A 24,792-nucleotide genomic window follows, 5' to 3' on the forward strand; every position below is an offset into this window, starting at 1 on the left:
GGTAGGACCCGTCACCCGAACGTCCCGCCGGGCGGTCCGCCGTCCGGCGGGACACCGAGCTCCCAGTCCAGTCCGTACCGTTGGAAGAGCTCGGCGCGCAGCCGGGATCCGGGCATCGGGGCCCCCGGCAGCAGCACCGCCACCACCGCCCCCATCAGCAGGGCCCGCAGCAGCGGGTAGTCGGTGTCCACGTCGGCCGAGCCGTATCCGGCGACGGTGTCCCGGAGCAGCTCCGCCAGGCGCTGCTGCTCCGGGCACTGGATGAAGCCCTCGTTGGCGAGGATGCCCGCCATGTGCGTGCGCATCAGTCGCGGCCGGTCCCGGGCCAGCCCGAGGACCGCGTCGATCGCCCGGGCGAGCCGCTCGCGGCCGTCCGCGCTCCGCGGCTCCCGCTCCAGCGCCGCTTCCAGGGTCAGGTGCATCAGCCGGTGCACGGCGGACTGCAGGAGCTGGCGCTTTCCCGGGAAGTAGTACGACACCAGGCCGCGGGCCGCGCCCGCCCGGTCGGCGATGTCGCCGAGCGTCGTGGCCTCGAAGCCACGTTCGGACACCAGCTCGACCGTGGCCTCCAGCAGCCGCTCCCGGGAACGTCTGCGCAATTCTTCATTGACCGATGCGCTGCGCGGGGACATGCTTACTCCTGCGTTGACTGGCTCCGGGCCAATATACTCAGCGCACGGTGTCGTCTGTTCGGGGCGACGCGGGGGATCGCCCCGAACAGGCACACCGACATGCCGCGAGCGCCACCAGGGACACCAGGCCCACACCCAGGAGCCAGCCCGCGAGAACGTCCGAGAACCAGTGGACGCCGAGGTAGAGCCGGGTGAAGCCGACCCCGAGCACCGACACCGCGGCCACCGTCCACGCGCCGTACGCCAGGCCCCGCGGAACCTTCGCCGGCATCAACCACAGCAGCAGTCCGCACACCACCGTGGCCGTCATCGCGTGCCCCGACGGATAGGCCGCGTAGTGCGCGGAGTCGACGGGATCCGGCCACTGCGGTCGCTCCCGGCCGACGGCGGCCTTCAACCCCTGCTGCACCGCCGAGGCCGCCAGGGTCGCCGCCGCCACCCAGACGGCGCGGACCCGGTCCCCGTGCCACCAGAGCAGGCCGCAGGCGGCCGCGGCCAGGGCCCGCATCGTCCAGGGGTCCCAGACCCAGTCGCTCAGCACCCGCATCAGGCCGGTGACCGCGGTGTGGGAGACGGCGTACGGGTGCAGCGTCCCCGCGACCCGTTCGTCGAAGCCGATGAGAGGCCGCCACCGGATCACCACCAGGGCGGTCAGTGCGGCCGCGGCGGCCGCACAGGCCGACCCCGCTTTCCCCAGCTGGTTGTTCCGCATGCCCCGATCCTCGCAGCAAGCGGAACTCCTCCCTCACCTCAGCGCGCTGAGTCCGGGTACGAAGGCCACCAGGAGCGGCACCGCCGGCACCAGGGTGGCCAGCGCCGTCAGCCGCAGCCTGCGGCTCGGGGAGAGGCGGGGCGAGGCCGACAGCAGCCGCCGCACGCGCTGCGGCACGTGCGCCTGCGCGGTGGGGGAGGGCCCGAAGACCCCGCGGTCCTCGTTCAGCCCGACCAGGGCCAGCGCGATCGTCAGGCGCCCGTAGCGCCGCGAGGCCACGTCGTCGGCGGCCAGCTCGACCAGCCGGTGCATCTCCGCCTCGAACGCGGCGAACACCGGCACCTGCGGGAACCCCCGCGACAGCGCCCGCGAGCAGTGCAGCAGCCAGTCGTGCCGGGCGGCCGCGTGGCCCTGCTCGTGCGCGAGTACGGCGTCCAGCTGGCTGCCCTTGAGCCGGCCGAGCGCCGCCGTGGTCACCACCAGCTGCGGGATCGCCCCCGGCTGCCACCAGGCCTCCGGCCGCGGCCCCTCCAGCACGACGAGCCGGCCGGCCTGCGGCTCCTCGCCGGGCAGCAGCGGGGCGCGGACCAGCAGTTCGGCGTCACGGGCGCGCCGTCGGGCCCGCGCCCGCAGCACCTCCCGCGTCAGCATCGCGCCGGTCCACAGCCCGCCGCCGGCCAGTGCCAGCGCGGTGCCGGTGGCCCACGGACCGCCCGCGGCCCCCAGCGCGTACGCGTCGACCACCCCGTGCGGGGCCGCCGCGAAGAGCCCGCCCCGTACCGCCTGCCAGGCGGCGGCCGCGCTCAGCAGCATCGACAGGGCCAGGCACAGGAGCGTCGCGCCCACCACGCACTGCCACGCCCACAGGGCGACGACGGGTTCGCGATCGGGCCACTGGGCCCGGGCCAGGAGACGGGGTGCGAGCACCGCGGTCAGTGCGCCGAGCAGGAGGAGAACGGCGGGGACCATCATGCTCGCCAGCCTATGAGCGCACCCCGGCCCACCGGTACGGTCCTGGGGTATTGGTGACGCAGGACACGTCCGGCGGCGCGCCCGGACCCGGCGGTGCCCGGCCCCACCGCGGCCGGACCCTCACATCGTCAGCAGCATCGCCAACATCCCCGTGCCCATGGCGAGTCGACACGCGCGCAGGAGATCCCCCGGTCCGCCCGCCGTCATCCCGACGGGCTCCCCTCCGGTCGCCGTCACGCCTACGGGCCGGGCCCCGCCGGCCGTCACCAGGCGGGCTCCGCCGAGCAGTACGTAGCCCGCGTAGTAGAGGAGCAGCGCGCCCGTCACCGCCGGCAGCCCGGCCCGACCGTGCCCGTGTCCGGCGGTCATCGACAACGCCATGTACGCCATCGCCAGCGAGCCGACCAGGTGGTGGGCGTGGTGGGCCCCGCCGCGCAGCAGCCACAGCGCGTGCGCCGCCGCCCCGCAGAAGACCGTCAGCAGGACTCCCGGCCCCCACGGGCCGGTGCCCGAGGGCACGGCCATGGCCGCCATCCCGAAACCCATCACGGCCTCGCCCGCCGCCGCCCCCCGCTCGGGGCGACCCGCTCTGCGCGCCCGCAGCAGGCAGTACGCACCGCTCACCGCGCACAGCAGCACGAGCAGCCAGGCGGACACGGCAAAGGAGTAGGAGGAGTAGGAGAACGACATGGCGGGACCGTGCACGGCGGAACCTCCCGGTTCGTCGGCGTCACGGGAAGGAATGCCCGCCCGGCGCCGCGCTCACGCCGCCCCGCGTTACGCTCTCCCTGCCGCACCAGGCATGTCATATGCCATCGCATCGAACGGAGCGCCCGATGTCCACCGCCCAGCCCGCCGCCCTCAGCTTCCGTGCCGCCGTGGAGGCGGACGTACCGGAACTGGTGGTCCTCGTCGAATCCGCCTACCGCGGGGACGCCAGCCGGGCGGGTTGGACCACCGAGGCCGACTACCTGGACGGACAGCGCACCGACCCGGACGGGGTCCGCGCGGTCATCACGAACGAGGACGGCGTGCTGCTCGTCGTCGAGCGGGCGGGCGCGATCGTCGCCTGCTGCCAGCTCGAACACCGCGGGGACTACGTGTACTTCGGCATGTTCGCCGTCCGCCCCGGCCTCCAGGGCGCCGGCCTCGGCAAGGAGATCCTGGCCGAGGCGGAACGCCGCGCCCGCGAGACCTGGGGGGCCAAGGAGATGCGGATGACGGTGATCAACGTGCGGGAGGAGCTCATCGCCTACTACGTGCGCCGCGGGTACCTGCGCACCGGCGAAATGAGCCCCTTCCCCTACGGCGACGCGCGCTTCGGCGAGCCGCGCCGCGACGACCTGGCCTTCGAGCTGCTCGTCAAGTCGCTCTGAGGCACGCAGCCCCGGGGCAGGTCCGATCCGCACCTCGCCCCGGGGCCCGCGCGCCCCGAGGCGGTACGTCCCGGGGCAACCCGCCCCGGGGGTCCGGTCGTTCGCTCAGGCGGTGAAGCGGCCCGTGCTGCGGATCTCCGGGAGGCCGGTGACGGCGCCGTCGAGCTGGAGCGCCCGCGCCAGACGCAGCTGGTCCAGCGTGTCGACCGTCCAGCCCGTCACCCGCAGCCCGGCCGCGTGCGCCGCGTCCACCGTCTCCAGGGTGATGCGGCGGATGTCGAGGTCGAGAGTCCGCGCCCCCGCGGCCCGGGCCCGGTCGACGATGTCCGCCCCGTGCCGCTCCGCGTGCAACACCGTCCGCACGCCCGGCGCGAGATGGGCCACGGTCGTGAGCACCGCGCCGTCGCGCGAGGCCACCTCCACCCGCGCGGTCAGGTCCCGGCGTACGAGGAGTTCCGCGAGCGCGGCCCCGGTCCGTTGGTCGTGCACCGAGACCCGCAGCGGGATTCCGACGGCGTCCAGCACCTCCTCGGGGAGGGGCGGGCGCTCACCCAGACCGGCGTCCAGGGCGCGCAGCTCGGCCAGGGTCAGGTCGGCGACGGCGCCGGAGCCGTCGGTGGTGCGGTCCACTTCGGCGTCGTGCAGGACGACGAGGGCGCCGTCCTTGCTGAGGCGCAGGTCCAGCGCGATGACGTCCATCCCGCAGTGTTCCGCGCGGACGAACGACCGAAGTGTGTTCTCCGGTTCGACACCCATGACCCCGCGATGACCGATGGTGAGGAAAGTCAAGGTTCTCTCGCTTCCGTCGACGGCGGCTCTCCGCGCGGTCGCGGTGTCCCGACCGGCCGCGCGCGGTGAGGACGCATGCTAGTGCGCCCCGCCCGCGAAGGGACCGGGCGTGCGGGGGCCCGGATCGGCCGTCCGGCCGCTTCCCGCCGGGGTCGTGCGCGCCGGGGCGGGCGGGTGCGGGGCCGCCGCGTCACCCGGGCGTGGGCGCGTCCCCACCGGCTTGACGGACAGCCCTACGGGGGCGACGGAGGCCGAGCTCCGCTCCTGCCCTGCGCCCCGGTCGGGGGTGCGGGCCGTACTTCCGAGGGCCCGGTCGGGTCCTGTGCGTCCCGCCTTCCTAAGGTCGGGTCGCGTCCTGTGCGTCCCGCTCCGTTCGAGCTGCCTGCGGCGCCGCCTCCGCCAGGTCGGCGAGCAGGGCCGCGGCCAGCTCCAGTTCGGCCAGGTGCTGCCGTTCGCTCCAGCGCAGGACCAGGGTGGGGAAGGCCCACTCCCGTACTTCCGCCGCGTGCTCCATGGCCTCCCGTACGGCGGCCAGCTCGCCCCGGGTCCGCTCCATGTGTTCCGTCACCATCGCGCGCAGCCGCTCGGGCTCGGCCAGGTGTCCCAGCCAGATCCGCAGCAGCAGTCCGTGCTTGAGCACCGGCGGGCCTGCCTGCGCGGTGTCGCCGGCCCATCCGGTCAGGGCTTCGCGGCCCGCGTCGGTGATCGCGTAGCGGCGCTTGGCGCGCGCCTCCTCGGGTCCCGAACGGACGGAGACCGCGTACCCCAGATCCTCCAGCCGCCGCAGTTCCGCGTAGATCTGGCTGATCGCGGGCGACCAGTAGAAGAAGCGGAGGGAGGAGTCCGCCCACTTCTTCAGCTCGTAGCCGGTGCGCTCGCCGGGGAACGACAGGAGGCCGAGCACCGCCCACGCGGTGGGCGGGAGGTCTTGCTTCTTCGGTTCCTGACTACTAGTCATATTCCGAATCGAAGTGAGACCGGGCACGGGACGCAACCCTGGAGGCATCGTGAAATTCTCCGTGATCTTCGAAGCTCAGCTGGCCGACCCGACCGTGGAGCGGGAGCACCAGGTCATCCGCGACTGCGTCGAGCAGGCAGTACTGGCCGAACGCATGGGGTTCGACCGGATCTGGGCCGTCGAGCACCACTCGTTGAAGTGGTACGCCCACATGTCCGCCCCGGAGATCTTCCTGAGCTTCGTCGCGGCCCGGACGCACACCATACGCATCGGGCACGGAGTCGTGTGCATGCCGTTCAACTTCAACCACCCGGTCCGGGTCGCCGAGCGGGCGGCCATGCTCGACCTGCTGTCCGGCGGTCGGCTCGACCTCGGAGCCGGGCGCGGCGGAACGGAGCAGGAGACCTCGCTGTGCGGCGTCGATCGGGAGCGGACCACCGCCGAGGTGGAGGAGGCGCTGAGGATCATCGGGCGGGCCTGGCAGGAGGAGGAGCTGGAATACCACGGCGAGTTGCTCGACATCGCCCCCCACCCGATCCTGCCGCGCCCGGCGCAGACCCCCCATCCGCCGCTGTTCCTCGCGTGCAGTCGGGGCGAGACGCTGGTGCGGGCGGCCGAGCTGGGGATCGGGGCGCTGGTGATGGGCTTCGCGGGGCCGGAGTCGATCGCCGGGATGCGCGCCGTCTACGACGCGGCGATCGCGGGGCGCGACGGGAGCGCCTTCGTCTCCACCGTGGTCAACGACCACTTCTCGGTGCTCTGCCCGACGATCGTGCTGGAGGACCCGGAGGAGGCCCGCCGCACCGGGATCCGGGGGCAGCGGTTCTTCGCGCAGTCCATCGGGCACTGGTACGGCGGCGCCGGCGTGCCGGACGAGGCGGTGGTGGCGGGCGCCGACGAGGAGGAGGGGATGCGCCGGGCGGCCGAACAGGTCGTGGCGCGGCTGCACGAGCTGGACATCCCCGTCCGACCCACGGCGACGGCCACCTTCAACCCCGACCACGCCTACGGGAGCGCGGACGACGCCATCGCCTACGTGGAGCGCCTGGAGGCGGCCGGAGCCGACGAGGTGATGTGCCTGATCCAGATGGGTACCGTGCCGCAGGAAGCCTGCATGGAAACCATCCGACAGTGGGGCGAAAAGGTCATTCCGCACTTCGTCGGTCGCGGAGCGCGAACAGGGGGCCACGCACCGCTGCCCGAATCGGGATCGAAAGATGCGGAGTGATGGCTTCCATGCCGAGGGACGGGAAGACTTTCGGTAGAGAAGGGGGTGACGCAGGATAATTTCCTGACTTTCCTCTTGAGCGGGAGAGCCTCCCATGCCTACCCTGTGCCGACGTGAGGTTCTCCTGTGGAGGAAGTGACATGACGGAAACTCTTGTGCCGGGTGTCGGCGGTGCCGTGATAACCGCTGGCGCGCGGGTGGTCGACCACCCGGCGTGGCCCGAGCTCAAGGCCGCCGTGGAGGAGATCCGTCCGTGGCAGAGCGCGGACGGCTCCATCGACTTCGAGGCGGAGGGCGCGCACGCCCGCGCCACCGTCCTGGCCGCCGTCGAGCGCGTGATCACCGCCGTCGAGACGCTGTCGCCGCTGCTCCCGCACGCCACCGCGTACCACGAGGCCCTCGTGGCCGACCTGCGCAAGTGGGCCGCCGACGACTTCCGCGTGCCGGACTTCCTCGACTCCCTGCTGGCCTTCCAGCCGGCCGCCGAGCGCGCCGACGGGCTCCAGCACCTCGTGGTCTTCCCGATGTACACGCAGAACGGCAACCCGGACCGCAACCTGGAGGCCGTCGCGCTGAAGATGGTGTGGCCCGAGTGGCTCGCCGAGCTGGAGCGCACGCGCTACGACAACCCGCTCTTCCTCGGCATCACCTTCGAGGACTTCACCCCGGGCTACGACACCAACTCCGCCGTCCTCTTCCCGGAGACCATCGCCGTCCGCGAGGCCCCCGAGCGCTTCACCTGGGGCGGCATCTTCTGTGACCGCGAGGCCGCGCGCTACCGCAAGGTGACCGCCGCCGCCGTGGACATCCTCGGCATCGAGCTGCCCGAGGACATCGCCGCCATGGTCGAGGACCAGGAGCGCTGCGAGAAGGCCTTCGTCCTGTGGGACATGGTCCACGACCGCACCCACAGCCACGGTGACCTGCCGTTCGACCCCTTCATGATCAAGCAGCGCCAGCCGTTCTGGATGTACGGCCTGGAGGAGCTGCGCTGCGACCTCACCGCCTTCAAGGAGGCCGTGAAGCTGGAGTCCGAGGGCAACGAGCACGGCCGTGACGTGCAGTACGCCGTCCTCTTCGACCGGATGTTCCGCTTCCCGGTCTCCGGCGACCGCAACCGCAACTACGACGGCCTCGGCGGCCAGCTGCTCTTCGCGTACCTCCACAAGCACGACGTCGTGCGCTGGACGGACAACAAGCTGAAGATCGACTGGATGCGCGCCCCGCAGGTCACCAACCAGCTCTGCGCCGAGATCGAGGAGCTCTACCGGGCCGGCATCGACCGCCCGAAGCTCGTCCACTGGTTCAAGGCGTACGAGCTCGTCTCCACCTACCTGGCCCCGCACCCGGGATCCAAGTGGGCCAAGGGCCCCGACGCCCTCGACACGACGCAGCCGCCGCGCAAGCTCGTGGACGACGTGCTTCCGGACGAGTTTCCGCTCAGCATGTTCTACGAGGCCCTCGCCAAGAAGCTCAAGGGCGTGATCGCCTCGACCAAGGGCATCACCGCCCTGAACGCCGAGACGGCCGGCCGGGCCGCCGCATGAGCACTGCCCCGCAGGAGGCTGCACAGATGAACGGCTCCGTGAACGGCAACGGCAAGCTCCACGGAGCGGTGATCGCGGTGGCGGGGGCCGGCGGCCCCGCCGGACGCGCCACACTGCTCCGCCTCGCCGAGGCGGGCGCGGTGGTCGTGGCCTCCGACGCCGACCCGGCGCGCCTCGCCGAGGCCGTCGACGCCGCCCGCTACGCCCACGGCGGCGCCACCATCACCGGTGACACCGTCGACCTGCTGGACCTGGACGCCACGAAGGCCTGGGCCGAGCACACCGAGAAGGAGTTCGGCCGCCTCGACGGCGTCGTCCACCTGGTCGGCGGCTGGCGCGGCAGCAAGACGTTCACCGATGTGGACCTCGCGGACTGGGACTTCCTGGAGAAGCTCCTCATCCGCACCGTCCAGCACACTTCGCTCGCCTTCCACGACGGCCTGCTGCGCAGCGACATCGGCCGTTACGTACTGATCAGCCAGTCCGGCGCGCACAAGCCGGTCGCCAACAACGCCGCCTACAACGCCGGCAAGGCGGCCGCCGAGGCCTGGACCCTCGCCATGGCGGACTCCTTCCGCAAGGCGGGGGGCGAGGACGGTCCGCAGGCCGCGGCTGCCATCCTGGTCATCAAGGCACTGGTGCACGACGCGATGCGCGCGGAGCGCCCCAATGCGAAGTTCGCGGGCTTCACCGACGTCGCGGAGCTGGCCGAGGCCATCGCCGGCGTGTGGGAGCGGCCCGCCTCCGAGGTGAACGGACAGCGTCTGTGGCTCACTCCGCAACCGTGAGGACCGATGCCGTGAGGACCGACGGCGTGAAGACCGATGCGCGGCGCCACCACGACCCCGCGGTGCGCGGGTTCGCGAGCGACAACTACGCCGGGGTGCACCCGGAGGTCCTCGCGGCCCTCGCCCTCGCCAACGGTGGCCACCAGGTCTCCTACGGCGAGGACGAGTACACCGAGAACCTGCAGAAGATCTTCCGCAGTCACTTCGGGCCGTACGCGCAAACCTTCCCGGTCTTCAACGGCACGGGCGCCAACGTCGTCGCCCTCCAGGCCATGACCGACCGCTGGGGCGCCGTGATCTGTGCCAAGTCCGCGCACATCAACGTGGACGAGGGCGGCGCCCCGGAGCGGATGGCCGGCCTCAAGCTGCTGGCCGTCCCCACGCCCGACGGCAAGCTCACGCCCGAGCTGATCGACCAGGAGGCCTGGGGCTTCGACGACGAGCACCGGGCCATGCCCCAGGTCGTTTCGATCACCCAGAACACCGAGCTCGGCACGGTCTACACGCCGGACGAGATCAAGGCGATCTGCGACCACGCCCACGGCCTCGGCATGAAGGTGCACCTCGACGGCGCGCGGATAGCCAACGCCGCGGCCTCGCTCGACGTGCCGATGCGCACCTTCACGAACACCGTAGGCGTGGACGTGCTGTCGTACGGCGGCACCAAGAACGGCATGATGTTCGGCGAGGCCGTCGTCGTGCTGAACCCGGACGCGGTCCGGATGATGAAGCACATCCGCAAGATGTCGATGCAGCTGGCGTCGAAGATGCGCTTCGTCTCCGTCCAGCTGGAGGCGCTGCTCGCCAAGGACCTGTGGCTGCGCAACGCCCGGCACGGCAACGCCATGGCGCAGCGGCTCGCGGCCGGCGTGCGGGAGACCGACGGGGTGGAGATCCTCTACCCGGTGCAGGCGAACGCGGTGTTCGCCCGTCTTCCGCACGAGGTCACCCGGCGGCTCCAGGAGCGCTACCGCTTCTACTTCTGGGACGAGGCCGCCGGCGACGTCCGCTGGATGTGCGGTTTCGACACCCAGGAAGAGGACGTGGACGGCTTCCTGCAGGCTCTGAAGGAAGAGCTGGCGCGCTGAACACGGCTCCGCCCATAATTCGATAGGCATGCGCGATTGCGCATAGGTATGCTCCTGGATCATGGAAATGATCCAGGAGCATTCCGATCTCGACGCCTATCTGGTGGCGGACGAGGTCGTAGACCACGACCACCCCTTCGTGCGCGAGACCGCCGACGCCCTCTGGACGGCCACCGGTGACCCCCGGGCCTACGCCGAGGTGGCCTTCGAGTTCGTCCGCGACACCGTCGGACACTCCGCCGACACCGGTGACGAGCGCGTCACCTGGCGGGCCTCCGACACCCTGCGCACGCGCAACGGCATCTGCCTGGCCAAGTCCCACGCCCTCGCCGCGCTCCTGCGCGCCCGCGGCATCCCGGCCGCCCTGTGCTACCAGCGCCTCCTCACCGACGACGGCGCCGCGCACGTCATCCACGGCCTGATCGCCCTGCGACTGCCCGGCAGCTCCCGCTGGTCCAGGCTCGACGCCCGCGGCAACAAGCCCGGCGTCGACGCCCGCTTCGACCTCGACCGGGAGCGGCTCGCCTTCCCCGTGCGCCCGGAACTCGGCGAGCTCGACCACCCCGAGCTGTACGCCGCCCCGCACCCGGCCGCCCTCAAGGCGCTCCGGGAGTCCGCCGACCGGACGCAGCTGTGGCGGAACCTGCCGACGGCCCTGTAGCGGGTTCCCGTACGGGCTTCCGGGCCGCCACCAGCAGGTGCAGGGCGGCGGCAGCGAGCTGGAGCGCCGCGATCCCGAGCAGCAGCGTCCAGGCCGGTGCGGCCGCCGCCAGCCCCACGAGGGCGGCGCCCGCCGAGGCCGCCGTGAGCTTCAACCCCGCCCCCAGGGTGAACACCTGCGCACGCACCCCGTCCGGCGCGTACCGCGAGCGGATCCGCAGCGTCGCCGTCAGCAGCGGCCCGTCGCACACCCCGGCCACCGCGAAGAGGGCGGCCGTCACCGCCACCGACGTGGTGAACGCGGCCGCCGCCAGGGCCGCCCCGGTCCCCGCCATCGCCCAGCGGGCCAGCCGGCCCGGCGCCACGGAGGTGATCCGGCCCAGTGTCAACGAGCCGGCCAGCGCCCCCACCGCGAAGGCCGCCATCAGGACCCCGCCCGCGCCCGGGCTGCCGAGTTCGGTGGCCAGCAGCACCGAGCTCGTGGTCAGCGCCCCGATGCCGACGAAGGCCAGGGTCGTCGCCGAGGTGACGGCCCGCAGCTCCCGGACCCGCCACAGTGCGGCGAGGCCCGCGCCGAGCCCGGCCCGGGGGCCGGCCTGCGGCCGGGCCGCGCCGGGGTCCTCGTACGGGAGGGTGACGGCCAGGGCCACCGCGAGGGCCCCGAAGGCGGTCAGCAGGGCCATCGCGGGTCCGGCCGAGGCCAGCGCGGTGATCGTGCCGACGGCGGCGGGGGCCGTGACCGCCGCCGCGTTGTACGTGGACGCGTCCCAGGCGTACGCCCGGTCGCGCCCCGGCCCCTCCGGCACCAGGCCCGCGACCAGGCTGGACAGGCCGCCCGTCACCATCGGCCCGCATGTCCCCCCGACCACCGCGACGGCCAGCACCGCCGGCCAGGGAGCCCGCCCCAGCAGCGCGGCCAGCGCCGCCGTCGCGACGGTGAATCCGGCCAGCGCGCCCGCGTGGAACAGCCGCGGCCGCCGGGTCCGGGCCGCGGCGGCGCCCGCGAGGGGAGCCGCCAGCACGTGCGGGGCCAACCAGGCCGTCAGGACGAACGCCCCGTGCGCCGCGCTCCCCGTGCGTTCCAGGGCCAGCAGCACCACCGCCATGCCCATGCCCTCGGAGGCGAACCGCGCCGCCAGCGCCGCCCCCAGGTACCTCCCGAACCCGCCCATGATCCCGGACCCCCTCCAGTACCGACCCGCGCCGCGTGTAACGTGTTGTCGAATCAAGACGTTACGTCATGTGGGTGTACGGCGAAAGGATCCGGCGATGGCAGGCGTACGGAACGCGGGCGGTCCGGCGGGCGAGGGCTTCTCGGCGGTCCGGCGGCTGATCGAATGCGCCGAAGCGGTCCGCGCGGCCCCCGCCCTGCCGCGGGACGACCTCGCCGCCCTGCTCGCCCGGCACGGGGAACACCCGGCCGACCTCACCCCCGAGGCCTTCGGCGCGGCGGACGCGGACGAACTGCGGGCCGCCGCGCACCGGATGGCCGCGGTCCTCGCCGAGACCGACGAGGACCGCACCGCCGAGGCGCTCAACGCCCTGCTGGACGAGTGCGGCACCCGGCCCCGGCTGACCCGGCACGACGGCCACCCCTGGCACCTGCATGTCGACCGGGGCGACGGTGCCCGCTGGGGCGACTGGTTCCTGGCCTCCGGCGCCCTCGCCCTCGCCCAACTGCTCACCGAGCACGGCCGCATCGTCTGGGGCGCCTGCGCCGCCACGGGCTGCGGGCGGCTCTTCCTCGGCGCCGGCCCCGGCAGCGCCCGCCGCTACTGCTCCACCACCTGCGCCACCCGCGTCCGGGTCGCGGCACACCGGCGCCGCAGGGGGGCGCGGAGCGCGGACTGAGGGGGCCCGCGCACCCCGCCGTACGCCTCAGACCGTCTTCACGGCGCCGCCCTCGACGAGGTGGTCGGCGCCGGTCACGCTCCCCGCCCGGTCCGAGGCGAGGAACACGACGATGGCCGCGACCTCGTCGGGCTCGACCATGCGGCCGGTGGTCATGCCCATCGCCGCGGGCACCCCGCTCAGGAACGCGCGGTGCTCGACGCCGTTCGCCGCGGCGAGCAGGGCGCCGAAGCCGCCCTCGCCCTCCCAGATGGCGGTGCGCGTCGGGCCGGGGGAGACGGTGTTCACGCGTACGCCCCGGGGGCCGAACTCCTCGGACAGTGACTTCGTGAACGCGTTGAGGCCCGCCTTCGCCGCGCTGTACTCGATCGGGCCCGTGGCCGGCAGGCGCGCGCACATCGACGAGATGTTCACGATCGACCCGCGTCGCTCCAGGAGACTCGGCAACAGGGCGCGGGTGACCCGGACCGTGCCGAACAGGTTGACCTCGAAGCTGTGCGCCCACAGGGCGTCGTCGGTCGCGAGGAAACCGTCGAGGTTGAACCGGTCCCCGCCGCCCAGGTTGTTGACCAGGACGTCCAGGCCACCGAGCTCCGTGAGGGCCCGCGCCCCCAGCTCGCGCGCGCCTTCCGGTGTGCTGAGGTCGACCGCGACGGTGTGGGCGCCGGTCTCCTTCAACTCGGCGGTGATCGTACGCGCCGCGCCGACCACGCGGACCCCTTCGGCGACGAGCCGGCGGGTGATGGCGAGGCCGACGCCCCGGCTTGCACCGGTGACGACGGCGGTCTTCCCCGCGAGAGCGAGTTCCATGGCGGACTCCTTCAGAATTCTTGAACTACAGGTACAAAACAAGGTCATAAAAAACGGGGCGCCCGGGGGCGGCCCCTTTCCGTGCGTACTACAGCGAGGCCACCGCCGCGTCCACGACCCGCGTCAACTGCGAGGCGTCCTCGGCGGTCTTCGCCAGCACCCGCATGCCGATCACCGTCGCGAGCAGCCAGGAGGCCACCGCGGCGGCGTCGCGAGCGGCGTCGATCTCACCGGCGCGCTGTCCCTCCTCGACGGTCGCCCGGAAGGCGCCCTCGGTGCGCGCGAACATCCCGCGCACCGTGTCCGTCGTCCAGGGGTCGGACGGAGCGGTTTCGGCGGCGGTGTTGACCGCCATGCAGCCGCGCCGGTCCGGGTCGCCCAGATCGAGCGCGACCAGCGCCTCCAACGCGCCCCGCAGGCGGTCCTTCGCCGAGCCCGGGTGGTCCAGGAGCTCCGTCAGCCACGCGGCCTGCGCGTCCCGGTAGCGGGTCAGTGCCCGCTCGAACAGCGCCTGCTTGCTGCCGAAGGCGTTGTAGAGACTGCCCTTGCCGATGCCGATCTCGTCCACGAGGTCCTGCGGCGTCGTCGCCGCGTACCCCTTGCGCCAGAACACGTCCATCGCGCGTTCCACCGCCACGTCCGGATCGAACTGCTTCGGCCTGCCCATGGCGTGACCGTACCAGGGTTTTTGACCTTGAAGTAAAATATTCGCCCGCGCGTCGGGAATCGGGACGATCAAGGTGCCCCGCGGCGGGGAAGGGACCCGCCCGGGAACACCGGAGCGGGCCCGCCCGCCGACCGGGGACCGGCTCAGCCGGCTTCCTTCACCTGCGCCGCCGTGGGAGCCGTGCCGCCCAGGTGGGCCGGCAGCCACCAGGAGTCCTCGGTACCGGCCGGCTTGGCCGGGTAGGCACGCTGCGCGGCCTCCAGCAGCTCCTGCACGCGCTCGCGCACCCGGCGCGTGATCGCCCCGGCGTACTGGTCGGCCGGAGCCTCGATGGGCTCGCCGATCCGCATCGTCACCGGGATGTGGCTGCGCTTCAGGTTCTTCGGGCGGCCCTTGGTCCACAGCCGCTGCGTGCCCCACAGCGCCACCGGGATCAGCGGGACGCCCGCCTCCTGCGCCATGCGCGCCGCACCCGACTTGAAGCTCTTGAGCGTGAAGGACTGGGAGATCGTCGCTTCCGGGAACACCCCGATGATCTCGCCGGCCCGCAGGGAGTCCAGGGCGTGCTGGTACGCCGACTCGCCCTGGGTCCGGTCCACCGGGATGTGCTTCATGGCGCGCATCAGCGGACCGGACACCTTGTGCCGGAACACCGACTCCTTGGCCATGAACCGCACCAGGCGCTTCTGCGGTCGTGCCGTGAGGCCCGCGAAGATGAAGTCGAGGTAGCCGATGTGGTTCGACACCAGGACCGCCCCGCCCTGGCGCGGGATGTTCTCGGTGCCCGACATGTCGATCCGGATGTCCAGCGCACGGAAGAGCGTGTGCGCGGCGCCGATCACTGGGGGATAGACGAGCTCAGCCATGGTGGGGAGACCCCGCTTTCTGCCTGGGGAGGTGCTCCCGGCCGGAAGTTACGGAAGCGTAGGTACGCGACCATGTGGGGATCGTGCCCCAAACGGGGCCCGCTGGCCAGCCCAGACGGCCGTGCCCGGAGAGATTCTCGTCACGCGGGGAATGCCGCATGCCGACCGCGTGCTGGGACAAGGGGTCAGCCCGGCTCCGCCGGGTGGCTACGAACATACGGACAGGGTGGACAGGAGCACGCGTGCACGGGCACGGAGCGGATGACCGGGAGGGCGCCGGGCGGCTGCCCGCCGGTCGGGGGCCGGCCGGCCCTCTGGGCGCGGCCGAACTGGGTCGGGAGCCGGGGGAGCGGGCCAGCCTGGTGCAGTTCTCCACCGCCTTCTGCCAGCCCTGTCGGGCCACCCGGCGGATCCTCGCCGAGGTCGCGGGACTGGTTCCCGGGGTCGCCCACATCGAGATCGACGCCGAGCGGAACCTGGACCTGGTGCGCGCCCTCGGCATCGTGAAGACCCCGACCGTGCTCGTCCTGGACGCGGCCGGGCGCGTCGTCCGCCGCGCCGAGGGGATGCCCCGCAAGGCCGACGTGATCGCCGCCCTCGGGGCGGCGGTCTGACGGGCGCGCCGGTGCGTGCGCCCGCACGGAGCGTGACGCGCCTGACATCTGACCGATCCGGCTTGACTGTGTACACGTGAGATCGTCAGGCTGACGACATGCGGTATGAACTCCTGCTTTACGGGCGGGTCCACGTGGACCTCGTCCGCCACGCGAGCGCGCGCTGTTGGGATCACTGACAACTCCGACCCCCGATCCCCGACAGCGCCCGCGATTCCCGCGGCAGAAGGAAGTATTCCGATGACGGCCCCGACCGCCCCGACGGCCTCCGTGCCCTCGCCCGCGCCCTTCGGCCCCGACCGCACCGGCCGGCCCGGCTCGCCCGAGTTGCTGCGTTCCGTCTTCCGTCGCCACGCCGCCGGCGTCGCGGTGATCACCGCGGAGCTCGACGGCCGGCCCGCCGGATTCACCGCGACCTCCCTGAACTCGGTGTCCGCCGATCCGCCCCTGCTCTCCTTCACGATCGGCACCGGCTCCTCCAGCTGGCCCGCGGTGCGGGACTCCGACCACCTCGGGGTGCACATACTCGGCGAGCACCAGCGGGAGCTGGCCGGCCTCTTCGCGACCAGCGGCGCCGACCGTTTCGGCCGGGGCACCGGCTGGGTCCGGGGCCCGCACGGGGTCCCGTTGCTGGACGGGGTGCTGGCCTGGCTGGTCTGCCGGGTGGTGGCGAGGGTGCCCGCGGGCGCCCACCGTGTGATCATCGCCGAAGCGGTGGCCGGGGATCCGGCCGGGGAGGGCCGTCCGCTGCTCTACCACCAGGGAAGCTTCAACGCGTTGCGCGACTGAATCGTCCCTGCTGGGGCGGGTCGGAACGGCGTTGTCAAGGTCACAGTTCGGTGGCCTTGCACCTGGCGGGGACCCACGGTGTACTGACGAGTAACATTCCCATCGGAGCGCGGGCCGCCCCGACCGGGATCCGCCCGACATGGCGCCTATGCTGCCTGCACAAGGCGGTACCAAAAAAGACGATGCGGTAGGAGAGCCGGCGTGAGCCTGAGGATCGTTGTCTGTGTGAAGTACGTGCCCGACGCCACCGGCGACCGGCAGTTCACCGAGGACCTGACCGTCAACCGTGACGACGTCGACGGCCTGCTGTCGGAGCTCGACGAATACGCGGTCGAGCAGGCGCTGCAGATCGCCGACGAGGCGGACGACGCGGAGATCACCGTCCTGACCGTGGGTCCCGAGGACGCCAAGGACGCGCTGCGCAAGGCGCTGTCGATGGGCGCCGACAAGGCGATCCACGTCGAGGACGACGACCTGCACGGCTCCGACGTCATGGGCACCTCGCTGGTGCTGGCCAAGGCCGTCGAGAAGGCCGGCTACGACCTGGTCATCGCGGGCATGGCCTCGACCGACGGCGTCATGGGCGTCCTGCCGGCCATCCTGGCCGAGCGCCTGGGCATCCCGCAGGTCACCCTGCTCTCCGAGGTCAAGGTCGCGGACGGGGTCGTGACCGGCCGCCGCGACGGCGACTCCGCGAGCGAGCAGCTGGAGGCCTCCCTCCCCGCGCTCGTCTCGGTGACGGACCAGTCGGGCGAGGCCCGCTACCCGTCCTTCAAGGGCATCATGGCCGCCAAGAAGAAGCCGGTGGAGTCCTGGGACCTGTCGGACCTGGACCTGGAGGCCGAAGAGGTCGGTCTGGAAGGCGCCTGGACCGCGGTCGACTCCGCGACCCAGCGTCCCGCCCGCACCGCCGGCACGGTCGTCAAGGACGAGGGCGAGGGCGGCAAGCAGCTGGCCGAGTTCCTGGCCGGCCAGAAGTTCATCTAAGAACTCCGGCCATCCCCTCTTAGCCCCCAGATACTTCGCAATCGCAGGAGAGCAGTCCCATGGCTGAAGTTCTCGTCTTCGTCGACCACGCGGACGGTGCCGTCCGCAAGCCCACCCTCGAGCTGCTGACGCTGGCCCGCCGCATCGGCGAGCCCGTCGCCGTCGCCCTGGGTGCCGGCGCCGCCGACACCGCCGCGGTGCTCGCCGAGCACGGCGCCGTCAAGGTCCTGACCGCCGACGCCCCCGAGTTCACCGAGTACCTCGTCGTACCGAAGGTGGACGCGCTCCAGGCCGCCTACGACGCGGTCTCCCCGGTGGCCGTGCTCGTCCCCTCCTCCGCCGAGGGCAAGGAGATCGCCGCGCGCCTCGCCGTGCGCATCGGTTCCGGCATCATCACCGACGCCGTCGACCTGGAGGCCGGTGACGAGGGTCCGGTCGCGACGCAGGCCGCCTTCGCCGCGTCGTTCACCACCAAGTCCCGCGTGTCCAAGGGCACCCCGGTCATCACCGTGAAGCCGAACTCGGCTCCGGTCGAGGCCGCCCCGGCCGCCGGCGCCGTCGAGGCGCTCGCCGTCACCTTCGGCGCCCTGGCCACCGGCACCAAGATCACCTCGCGCACCCCGCGCGAGTCCACCGGTCGCCCCGAGCTGACCGAGGCCGCGATCGTCGTCTCCGGCGGCCGTGGCGTCAACGGCGCCGAGAACTTCGGCATCATCGAGGCCCTCGCGGACTCCCTCGGTGCGGCCGTCGGTGCCTCGCGCGCCGCTGTGGACGCCGGCTGGTACCCGCACACCAACCAGGTGGGCCAGACCGGCAAGTCGGTCTCCCCGCAGCTGTACATCGCCTCCGGAATCTCCGGCGCGATCCAGCACCGCGCGGGCATGCAGACCTCGAAGACCATCGTCGCCATCAACAAGGACGCCGAGGCTCCGATCTTCGACCTCGTCGACTACGGCGTGGTCGGCGACCTCTTCGCGGTCGTCCCCCAGCTGACCGAGCAGATCCAGGCCCGTAAGGGCTGACCTGCGGGGCAAGTCGTCTCCGGGGCCGTGTGGTGTTTGTCACCACACGGCCCCGAGTCGTTTCCCGCTCCGGGCGGAGGGACCATTGACGGAGCGGAACCCCGTGATTAAATTCTGCTATGCGGATCTAAGATTCCGTGAAGCGGAAAAGAGGAGAGTGCACGATGGGTCAGCAGGAGAAGGTGGCGACGAGCCTCGCAGGCGCGGTCAGCGAGGGCATCAGCGCTTCCCTCGCGCCGGTGGACGCGGAACTCGCGCGCCACTACCCGGGCGACCCCGGCACCCGTCAGCCCATCCACACCGTCTACGTACCCGGTGACGTCTTCGCCGCCGACACCATCCGCTCCTGGGGCGACCAGGCCCTCGCCGCCCTCGACGAGCACGCCCCGGACGCCGCCACCTTCGCCAAGGTGCTCGGCATCTCCGACGAACTGGCCGTTCCGGTCTACGACCGCGTCCGCGCCAAGCTGGCGAGCGAGCCCATCGAGGACCTCCGCGTCGACTTCGAGGACGGCTTCGGCGTCCGCTCCGACGAGGAGGAGGACCAGGCCGCGGCCCGCGCCGCCCGCCTCGTCTCCGAGGCCTTCGCCAACGGCACGAACGCCCCGTACATGGGCGTCCGGATGAAGTGCATGGAGTCCAACGTCCGCGACCGCGGCATCCGCACCACGGACATCTTCCTGTCCGGGCTGCTCGCGCACGGCGGCCTGCCCGAGGGCCTCGTCCTGACCCTGCCCAAGGTCACCTACGCCGAACAGGTCAGCGCCTTCGTCAAGCTGCTGGAGGCCTTCGAGATCACCCGCGGCCTGCGCCCGGGCCGGATCGGCTTCGAGATCCAGATCGAGACCAGCCAGTCGATCGTCGCCTCCGACGGCACCGCCACGGTCGCCCGGATGATCGAGGCCGCCAAGGGCCGCGCCACCGGCCTGCACTACGGCACCTTCGACTACAGCGCCTGCGTCGGCGTCTCCGCCGCGTACCAGTCCAGCGACCACCCGGCCGCCGACCACGCCAAGGCGATCATGCAGGTCGCGGCCGCCGGTACCGGCGTACGCGTCTCGGACGGCTCGACGAACGTCCTGCCCATCGGCACCACCGAGCACGTCCACGAGGCCTGGAAGCTGCACTACGGCCTCACCCGCCGCGCCCTGGCCCGCGCCTACTACCAGGGCTGGGACATGCACCCGGCGCACCTGCCGACCCGCTACGCGGCCGTGTTCACCTTCTACCGCGAGGGCCTGGAGACCGCCGCGGCCCGCCTGAAGGCCTACGTCGCCAAGATCGAGGGCGACGTCATGGACGAGCCCGCCACCGCCAAGGCCCTGGCCGGCTACCTCGTCCGCGGCCTCGACTGCGGCGCCGTCGGCGCCGAGGAGGTCACGGCGCTGACCGGCCTGACCCGCGCCGAACTGGACGCCTTCGCCATCCCGCGCCGCTCGGCGACGCTGACGGCGACCGCCTGAGGCAGCCGACGCGGACGGCCCGGCCCCCGGATCACCGGGGCCGGGCCGTCCCCGTGTCCGGGGTCGGCAGGAGCCGGCAGCGCAGGGTGCCGTCGTCCCCGGCGGCGGCCGGCAGGCTCGCGTCGGGGGAGAAGGCGTCACCGCGGACGGCCCCGCTGTGACCGGTCAACGGCGACAACCGGACGCGTTGCGCCGGATCCCGGGTGAGGGTCCGGTCGTCCTTGGTGCGGACCGGGATGCGCGGTCGTGCTCCTCGGCGCCCTGTTCGCCGGGCTCACCGCCGGCGGGCTGAGCCACCTCGGCGGTGTACACCCGGCCCTGTCCGTGCTCGCCGGGCTCACCGCCGGCCGGCGGGGCCGTGCCCTGGGCGGTCGCTCATCCGGTGACGGGCGGGATTTCGCCCGAGCCGCGGGGGACCAGGCGGGTGGGGAGTTCGATGCGGGACGGGGGGAGGTCGGCGCCCGCCAGGCGTTGGAACAGGCGGTCCGTGGCCACGCGGCCCAGGGCCGCGGCGTCCTGGGCGATGACCGTGATGCCGGGGTTCAGCAGATCGGCGAGTTCGAAGTCGTCGAAGCCGACCAGGGCCACCGGGCGCGGCAGGGACGCGAGGACGCGTACGGCCGTTACCGTCACGCGGTTGTTGCCGGCGAAGAGGGCCGTGACCGGCTCCGGGCCGGACAGCATCGACCGGGCCGCGGCCGAGACGCGCTCCGGGGCCGTCGTCCCCAGGGAGACCCAGGAACCGTCGACCGGCAGGCCGGCGTCCGCCATCGTCGCGCGGTAGCCCCGTAGCCGCTCGGTCGCCGTGTGGATGTGCGGCTGGTCGCCGATGAACCCGATCCGGCGGTGCCCGCCCGCGATCAGGTGGGCCACCCCGTCGCGGGCGCCGCCGAAGCTGTCCGACAGCACGACGTCGGCGTCGATCCGGCCTGCCGGCCGGTCCACGAACACGGTCGCGACGCCGGCCCGGATCTCCGGCTCCAGGTACCGGTGGTCGTCCCCGGCCGGGATCACGATCAGGCCGTCGACCCGGCGGGCGCACAGCGCGAGTGCCAACTCCCGCTCCCGGTCCGGGTCCTCGGCACTGGAACCGTTGATGAGCAGCGCGCCGTGCGTGCGGGCCACCTCCTCGACGGCCCGGTTGAGGGGGCCGTAGAACGGGTCCGCGAGGTCTTCGAGGACCAGACCCACGGTCGCCGTACGGCCCTTGCGGAGCACGCGCGCGCTGTCGTTGCGGCGGAAGCCCAGCGCCTCGATGGCCTCTTGGACCCGGCTCTCGGTGTCGGGAGTCACCCCGGGCTCGCCGTTGACGACCCGCGAGACCGTCTTCAGGCCCACGCCCGCCCGGGCCGCCACGTCCTTCATGGTCGGCCGGTTGCCGTAGCGGAGCTCGGACGGGTGACGGGTGTGGGGCACGGTGGGGGAACCTCCGGATACGGGGCGGTCTGACAGGGCTCTGACCTTGAGGATAAGCACTCCGGCCACGAGCGGGTTTCCATGGCAGGGTGGGGCGGGCAAGCCACTGGGGGCTACGGAGGCGAGCCATCGGGAGAGGGGTAGACGTGATTGTCTGGATCAACGGCACGTTCAGTGCCGGGAAGACCAGCACGGCCCGCGAACTGGCCGGACTGCTGCCGGACAGCACCCTGTTCGACCCGGAGCTCATCGGTGACGCGCTGCGGTTGCTGCTGCCGCGCGAACGCCTCGCGGAGGTGACCGACTACCAGGACCTGCCCAGTTGGCGGCGGCTGGTCGTCGATACGGCCGCCGCGATGCTCGCGGAGCTCGGGGGCGTGCTGGTGGTGCCGATGACCCTGCTCCGGCAGGACTACCGCGACGAGATCTTCGGGGCCCTGGCGGCCCGGCGCATTCCCGTACGGCACATCCTGCTCGCCCCAGCGGAAACGATCCTGCGCGAGCGCATCGCGACCCGTCGGGAACCGGGCGACCCCGAGGTGGTGGACGTACGGGTCCGGCAGTGGGCGTACGACCACATCCCCGCCTACCAGGAGGCGCTGGGCTGGCTGACGGCCGACGCCCACGTCATCGACAACGGGCGGCTGACCGTACGGGAGACGGCCGAGCGGATCGCCGAGGCCGTGCGGACGGACAGGGCCGGGATCTGCGACATCGTGCAGACGCCGGAGCCGACGCGCGAGACCGTGGCGGCCGGGGTCCTGCTCTTCGACGACCAGGACCGGGTCCTCCTGGTCGACCCGACGTACAAACCGGGCTGGGAGTTCCCCGGCGGAGTCGTCGAAGCCGGCGAGGCGCCCGGCCGCGCGGGCCTCCGGGAGGTCGCCGAGGAACTCGGCCTGGAACTCAACGAGGCCCCGCCCCTGCTGGTCGTCGACTGGGAACCGCCGCAGCGGCCGGCGTACGGGGGACTGCGGCTGCTCTTCGACGGCGGAGCGCTGACCCCGCCGCAGATCAAGGCGTTGCGCCTGCCCGGCCCCGAACTGCGGGCCTGGCGCTTCGTCACCGAGGAGGAGGCCGCCGGGCTGCTGCCGCCGCAGCGCTACGAGCGGCTGCGGTGGGCGCTGCGGGCCCGTGAAGGCGCCCGCCCCCTGTACCTGGAGGCGGGCCGCCCGACGCCGTGAGAGGTGTCCCGCCGGCTTTCAGCCCGCGACGGGCACGGCTTCGGCGGCGGTCCGCAGCGTCGCCGCCGTGTCCGTCACCCAGGGGTCGCCGTGACCGAAGCAGGCCACGGTCGGGGCGAGCGCGGCCAGCCGGCGGAACGAGGAGACGGCCTGCTCCCGGTCGACGTTGAAGACGCCGAGCATCACCTGGCCCACCCCCGCGACACCATCACCCGTGAACAGCACCCCGTACTCGGGCAGGTGGACGCCGATGCTGCCCGGCGTGTGGCCGGGGGAGTGGACGACGACCGTCCCGCCGCCGAAGTGCAGCACCTCGCCGTCCTCCAACTCCCGCTCCACCGGGGTCGGCGGGGCCTCGGGGACGGTCAGGCCGTGGGCGTACAGCGGCAGTTCCCAGTCCAACAGGACCGGTTCCGGGACCGGCTGCTCGCCACGCACCACGGGGGCGTCCAACCGGTGCGCCAGTACGTCGGCCCCCCAGCGGGCGGCGAGTTCACCGGCCGCGCCGACGTGGTCCCGGTGGCAGTGCGTCAGGACGATCCGCTCCAGACCCTCGGGCCGCAGGCCCAGGGACCGGGCCGCACGCGCGGCCCCGACGACCCGAGCCGGCCCGGGGCTCAGCCGCGCTTGGACTCGGCGTAGTTCACCAGGAACAGGGCCTCCGCCACCGAGAGGCGTTCCAGCTCCTCCGGCGAGACGCTCTCGTTCACGGCGTGGATCTGCGCCTCCGGCTCGCTCAGACCGATCAGCAGCATCTCCGCCCGCGGGTAGAGGGAGGTCAGCGTGTTGCACAGCGGGATGGACCCGCCCATGCCGCTGATCTGCATCTCCTGGCCGGGGTACGCCACCCGCATGGCCGCCGCCATCGACGCGTAGGCCGGGCTGCTCGTGTCGGCCTGGAAGGGCTGGCCCTGGCCCACGACCTCGATCTCCAGGCGGGCGCTCCACGGCGTGTGCGCCACCAGGTGCGCCTCCAGCAGCTTGATGGCCCGGGTGGTGTCCACGCCCGGCGGCACGCGCAGGCTGATCAGGGCGCCCGCGCTCGCGTGCACCGAGGGGGTCGCGCCGATCACCGGCGGGCAGTCGATGCCGAGCACGGTGACGGCCGGGCGGGCCCACAGGCGGTCCGCGATCGTGCCCTCACCGATCAGTTCGACCCCGTCCAACACCTTCGCGTCGGAACGGAAGTCGGCCTCCGGGTACTGCAGGCCCTCCCACACCGCGTCGGAGGCCAGTCCGTCCACGGTCGTCGAACCGTCCGCCGCGCGCAGCGAGGCCAGCGTCTGGATGAGTGCGGCCAGGGCGTCGGGAGCGACGCCGCCGAACATGCCGGAGTGCAGGTTGCCGCCGAGGGTGTCGATCTTGACCTTGAGGAGGGTCATCCCGCGCAGGGTGGCGGTCACTGTCGGCAGGCCGGTACGGAAGTTGCCCGCGTCACCGATCACGATCGTGTCGGCGGCCAGCAGCTCCGGATTCGCCTCGGCGTACTGCTGGAGGCCGCCGGTGCCCTGCTCCTCGGAGCCCTCGACGATGACCTTGACGCCGACCGGCACCCCGCCGTTCGCCTTCAGCGCGCGCAGCGCCAGCAGGTGCATGATGAACCCGCCCTTGCAGTCCGCGGCTCCGCGCCCGTACCAGCGGCCGTCGCGCTCGGTGAGCTCGAAGGCGGGCGAGATCCAGGCCGCCTCGTCCAGCGGCGGCTGCACGTCGTAGTGCGCGTAGAGCAGGACGGTCGGGGCGCCCTCGGGGCCGGGCAGGTACCCGTACACCGACTGGGTGCCGTCGGGGGTGTCGAGGAGCGCCACGTCCTGGAACCCCTCGACGCGCAGGGCCTGCGCCACCCAGTTCGCGGCGGCCTCGCTCTCGCTCCTGGGGAACTGCGCCCAGTCCGCCACCGACTGGAAGGCCACCAACTCGGTGAGCTCCGTCTTGGCGCGGGGCATCAGCGAGGCGATGGTCTCGGCGATCGGATTCTGGGACATGGGCACGCTCCTCGTGGGTGCGACGTTGTGACAAGTGCCGGGTGACGGCGAATGCAAGGCAAAAGACAGTTCCGATCCTCGCACAAAGGGCCGGGCGGACTGGCGCCGTAGGATTTCCACGGCATCCGAGCAACAGCGTGATCAGGAGCAGCAGCACATCGTGAGCAGCGACGACGACGTACACGGCGCAAGCGCAGGGCAGGCCGCCGCTCAGGGGGCGGACGAAGGAACGACGCACGAGCCGGCCCACGAGCCGGCGGAGGGGGCGGCGGTCGAGGCGACGGTCGAGGCGGTGAAGGCCGTCGACGCAGGTCAGGGCGTTGAGCGCTCGGAAGGGAGCGTCGAGCCGGACGTCGAGGCGGACACCGGGTCGAACGTCGAGGCGGACAGC

Annotated in this window: 26 protein-coding genes and 1 pseudogene; 13 read left to right on the forward strand and 14 right to left on the reverse strand. The window is 72.6% G+C overall.

The window, feature by feature from the left end; translation table 11 throughout:
- Positions 1 to 11 precede the first annotated feature (11 nt).
- From ACFY0I_RS08595 to ACFY0I_RS08610, 4 genes are all read right to left on the reverse strand, one after another.
- Positions 12 to 632, reverse strand: coding sequence for a TetR/AcrR family transcriptional regulator (locus ACFY0I_RS08595; protein ID WP_388892061.1), 621 nt, complete (start codon positions 630 to 632; stop codon positions 12 to 14).
- Positions 633 to 669: 37 nt separating this feature from the next.
- On the reverse strand, positions 670 to 1,344 hold the full coding sequence (locus ACFY0I_RS08600; RefSeq protein WP_388892063.1) for a phosphatase PAP2 family protein: 675 nt from the start codon (positions 1,342 to 1,344) through the stop codon (positions 670 to 672).
- A gap of 33 nt (positions 1,345 to 1,377) precedes the next feature.
- Entirely contained in the window at positions 1,378 to 2,316 is a 939-nt protein-coding gene (locus ACFY0I_RS08605; protein WP_388892066.1) for a M56 family metallopeptidase, read from the reverse strand.
- A gap of 120 nt (positions 2,317 to 2,436) precedes the next feature.
- Complete coding sequence (locus ACFY0I_RS08610) at positions 2,437 to 3,006, reverse strand: DUF5134 domain-containing protein (protein WP_388892069.1); 570 nt, start codon at positions 3,004 to 3,006, stop codon at positions 2,437 to 2,439.
- Positions 3,007 to 3,152: 146 nt separating this feature from the next.
- Here ACFY0I_RS08610 and ACFY0I_RS08615 point away from each other — a divergent pair, with 146 nt between their 5' ends.
- The gene (locus ACFY0I_RS08615; RefSeq protein ID WP_388892072.1) at positions 3,153 to 3,692 is read left to right on the forward strand and encodes a GNAT family N-acetyltransferase; all 540 of its coding nucleotides are present in this window, start codon (positions 3,153 to 3,155) and stop codon (positions 3,690 to 3,692) included.
- Between the two features lie 105 nt (positions 3,693 to 3,797).
- Here the strand turns inward: ACFY0I_RS08615 and ACFY0I_RS08620 are convergent, their stop codons facing one another.
- The gene (locus tag ACFY0I_RS08620; RefSeq protein WP_388892075.1) at positions 3,798 to 4,481 is read right to left on the reverse strand and encodes a glycerophosphodiester phosphodiesterase; all 684 of its coding nucleotides are present in this window, start codon (positions 4,479 to 4,481) and stop codon (positions 3,798 to 3,800) included.
- A gap of 337 nt (positions 4,482 to 4,818) precedes the next feature.
- Positions 4,819 to 5,439, reverse strand: a complete 621-nt coding sequence (locus ACFY0I_RS08625) for a PadR family transcriptional regulator (RefSeq protein ID WP_388892078.1) — start codon at positions 5,437 to 5,439, stop codon at positions 4,819 to 4,821.
- Between the two features lie 49 nt (positions 5,440 to 5,488).
- Between ACFY0I_RS08625 and ACFY0I_RS08630 the strand changes: the two genes are divergently transcribed.
- The 5 genes from ACFY0I_RS08630 (at position 5,489) to ACFY0I_RS08650 (ending at position 10,751) form a co-directional block, all read left to right on the forward strand.
- Complete coding sequence (locus ACFY0I_RS08630; RefSeq protein ID WP_388892081.1) at positions 5,489 to 6,667, forward strand: LLM class flavin-dependent oxidoreductase; 1,179 nt, start codon at positions 5,489 to 5,491, stop codon at positions 6,665 to 6,667.
- A gap of 140 nt (positions 6,668 to 6,807) precedes the next feature.
- A complete protein-coding gene (locus ACFY0I_RS08635) occupies positions 6,808 to 8,214 on the forward strand; it encodes a DUF6421 family protein (RefSeq protein WP_388892084.1) in 1,407 nt (468 codons plus the stop codon).
- 26 nt (positions 8,215 to 8,240) lie between these two features.
- Positions 8,241 to 9,002, forward strand: coding sequence for an SDR family NAD(P)-dependent oxidoreductase (locus tag ACFY0I_RS08640; RefSeq protein WP_388892086.1), 762 nt, complete (start codon positions 8,241 to 8,243; stop codon positions 9,000 to 9,002).
- A gap of 26 nt (positions 9,003 to 9,028) precedes the next feature.
- Entirely contained in the window at positions 9,029 to 10,090 is a 1,062-nt protein-coding gene (locus ACFY0I_RS08645; protein WP_388892088.1) for a threonine aldolase family protein, read from the forward strand.
- Positions 10,091 to 10,151: 61 nt separating this feature from the next.
- Positions 10,152 to 10,751, forward strand: coding sequence for a transglutaminase family protein (locus ACFY0I_RS08650; RefSeq protein ID WP_388892090.1), 600 nt, complete (start codon positions 10,152 to 10,154; stop codon positions 10,749 to 10,751).
- Here the strand turns inward: ACFY0I_RS08650 and ACFY0I_RS08655 are convergent.
- Positions 10,687 to 11,922, reverse strand: coding sequence for an MFS transporter (locus ACFY0I_RS08655; RefSeq protein ID WP_388892092.1), 1,236 nt, complete (start codon positions 11,920 to 11,922; stop codon positions 10,687 to 10,689). The genes ACFY0I_RS08650 and ACFY0I_RS08655 overlap by 65 nt on opposite strands.
- Before the next feature lie 97 nt (positions 11,923 to 12,019).
- Here ACFY0I_RS08655 and ACFY0I_RS08660 point away from each other — a divergent pair, with 97 nt between their 5' ends.
- Positions 12,020 to 12,601 (forward strand): CGNR zinc finger domain-containing protein, encoded by a 582-nt coding sequence (locus tag ACFY0I_RS08660; protein WP_388892094.1) that lies wholly within the window; start codon positions 12,020 to 12,022, stop codon positions 12,599 to 12,601.
- A 27-nt stretch (positions 12,602 to 12,628) separates the two neighbouring features.
- On the opposite strand, the gene ACFY0I_RS08665 is transcribed toward ACFY0I_RS08660, so the two are convergent.
- The 3 genes from ACFY0I_RS08665 to ACFY0I_RS08675 form a co-directional block, all read right to left on the reverse strand.
- Positions 12,629 to 13,411: an oxidoreductase gene (locus ACFY0I_RS08665; protein WP_388892097.1), complete on the reverse strand. Its 783-nt coding sequence runs from the start codon at positions 13,409 to 13,411 to the stop codon at positions 12,629 to 12,631.
- A gap of 88 nt (positions 13,412 to 13,499) precedes the next feature.
- Positions 13,500 to 14,078, reverse strand: coding sequence for a TetR/AcrR family transcriptional regulator (locus ACFY0I_RS08670; RefSeq protein WP_388892100.1), 579 nt, complete (start codon positions 14,076 to 14,078; stop codon positions 13,500 to 13,502).
- 143 nt (positions 14,079 to 14,221) lie between these two features.
- Positions 14,222 to 14,944: a lysophospholipid acyltransferase family protein gene (locus ACFY0I_RS08675; RefSeq protein ID WP_388892103.1), complete on the reverse strand. Its 723-nt coding sequence runs from the start codon at positions 14,942 to 14,944 to the stop codon at positions 14,222 to 14,224.
- 242 nt (positions 14,945 to 15,186) lie between these two features.
- Here ACFY0I_RS08675 and ACFY0I_RS08680 point away from each other — a divergent pair, with 242 nt between their 5' ends.
- The 5 genes from ACFY0I_RS08680 to ACFY0I_RS08700 all read left to right on the forward strand — a co-directional run bounded on the left by ACFY0I_RS08680 (position 15,187) and on the right by ACFY0I_RS08700 (position 19,819).
- Positions 15,187 to 15,558 carry a thioredoxin family protein gene (locus tag ACFY0I_RS08680; protein ID WP_388892106.1) on the forward strand — a complete coding sequence of 124 codons (372 nt, stop codon included), beginning with the start codon at positions 15,187 to 15,189 and terminating at the stop codon, positions 15,556 to 15,558.
- Positions 15,559 to 15,798: 240 nt separating this feature from the next.
- Positions 15,799 to 16,347 carry a flavin reductase family protein gene (locus ACFY0I_RS08685; RefSeq protein WP_388892109.1) on the forward strand — a complete coding sequence of 183 codons (549 nt, stop codon included), beginning with the start codon at positions 15,799 to 15,801 and terminating at the stop codon, positions 16,345 to 16,347.
- Between the two features lie 201 nt (positions 16,348 to 16,548).
- Positions 16,549 to 17,334, forward strand: coding sequence for an electron transfer flavoprotein subunit beta/FixA family protein (locus tag ACFY0I_RS08690; protein WP_388892112.1), 786 nt, complete (start codon positions 16,549 to 16,551; stop codon positions 17,332 to 17,334).
- Between the two features lie 59 nt (positions 17,335 to 17,393).
- The gene (locus tag ACFY0I_RS08695; RefSeq protein ID WP_388892115.1) at positions 17,394 to 18,356 is read left to right on the forward strand and encodes an electron transfer flavoprotein subunit alpha/FixB family protein; all 963 of its coding nucleotides are present in this window, start codon (positions 17,394 to 17,396) and stop codon (positions 18,354 to 18,356) included.
- Between the two features lie 164 nt (positions 18,357 to 18,520).
- Complete coding sequence (locus ACFY0I_RS08700) at positions 18,521 to 19,819, forward strand: DUF6986 family protein (RefSeq protein ID WP_362876582.1); 1,299 nt, start codon at positions 18,521 to 18,523, stop codon at positions 19,817 to 19,819.
- A 31-nt stretch (positions 19,820 to 19,850) separates the two neighbouring features.
- On the opposite strand, the gene ACFY0I_RS08705 is transcribed toward ACFY0I_RS08700, so the two are convergent.
- Together ACFY0I_RS08705 and ACFY0I_RS08710 are read right to left on the reverse strand one after the other, a co-directional pair.
- Positions 19,851 to 19,988, reverse strand: coding sequence for a WD40 repeat domain-containing protein (locus ACFY0I_RS08705; RefSeq protein WP_388892119.1), 138 nt, complete (start codon positions 19,986 to 19,988; stop codon positions 19,851 to 19,853).
- Positions 19,989 to 20,194: 206 nt separating this feature from the next.
- Positions 20,195 to 21,184, reverse strand: a complete 990-nt coding sequence (locus ACFY0I_RS08710; protein ID WP_388892788.1) for a LacI family DNA-binding transcriptional regulator — start codon at positions 21,182 to 21,184, stop codon at positions 20,195 to 20,197.
- A gap of 197 nt (positions 21,185 to 21,381) precedes the next feature.
- Between ACFY0I_RS08710 and ACFY0I_RS08715 the strand changes: the two genes are divergently transcribed.
- Entirely contained in the window at positions 21,382 to 22,419 is a 1,038-nt protein-coding gene (locus ACFY0I_RS08715; protein ID WP_388892122.1) for an NUDIX domain-containing protein, read from the forward strand.
- A gap of 18 nt (positions 22,420 to 22,437) precedes the next feature.
- Here the strand turns inward: ACFY0I_RS08715 and ACFY0I_RS08720 are convergent.
- Together ACFY0I_RS08720 and ACFY0I_RS08725 are read right to left on the reverse strand one after the other, a co-directional pair.
- A pseudogene (locus tag ACFY0I_RS08720) lies at positions 22,438 to 23,001 on the reverse strand (MBL fold metallo-hydrolase); the annotation flags it as partial.
- A 35-nt stretch (positions 23,002 to 23,036) separates the two neighbouring features.
- A complete protein-coding gene (locus ACFY0I_RS08725) occupies positions 23,037 to 24,401 on the reverse strand; it encodes a dipeptidase (protein ID WP_388892125.1) in 1,365 nt (454 codons plus the stop codon).
- Between the last annotated feature and the right edge of the window lie 391 nt (positions 24,402 to 24,792).

Source organism: Streptomyces sp. NPDC001568 (assembly GCF_042893755.1).
In the GTDB taxonomy this organism is placed as follows: domain Bacteria; phylum Actinomycetota; class Actinomycetes; order Streptomycetales; family Streptomycetaceae; genus Streptomyces.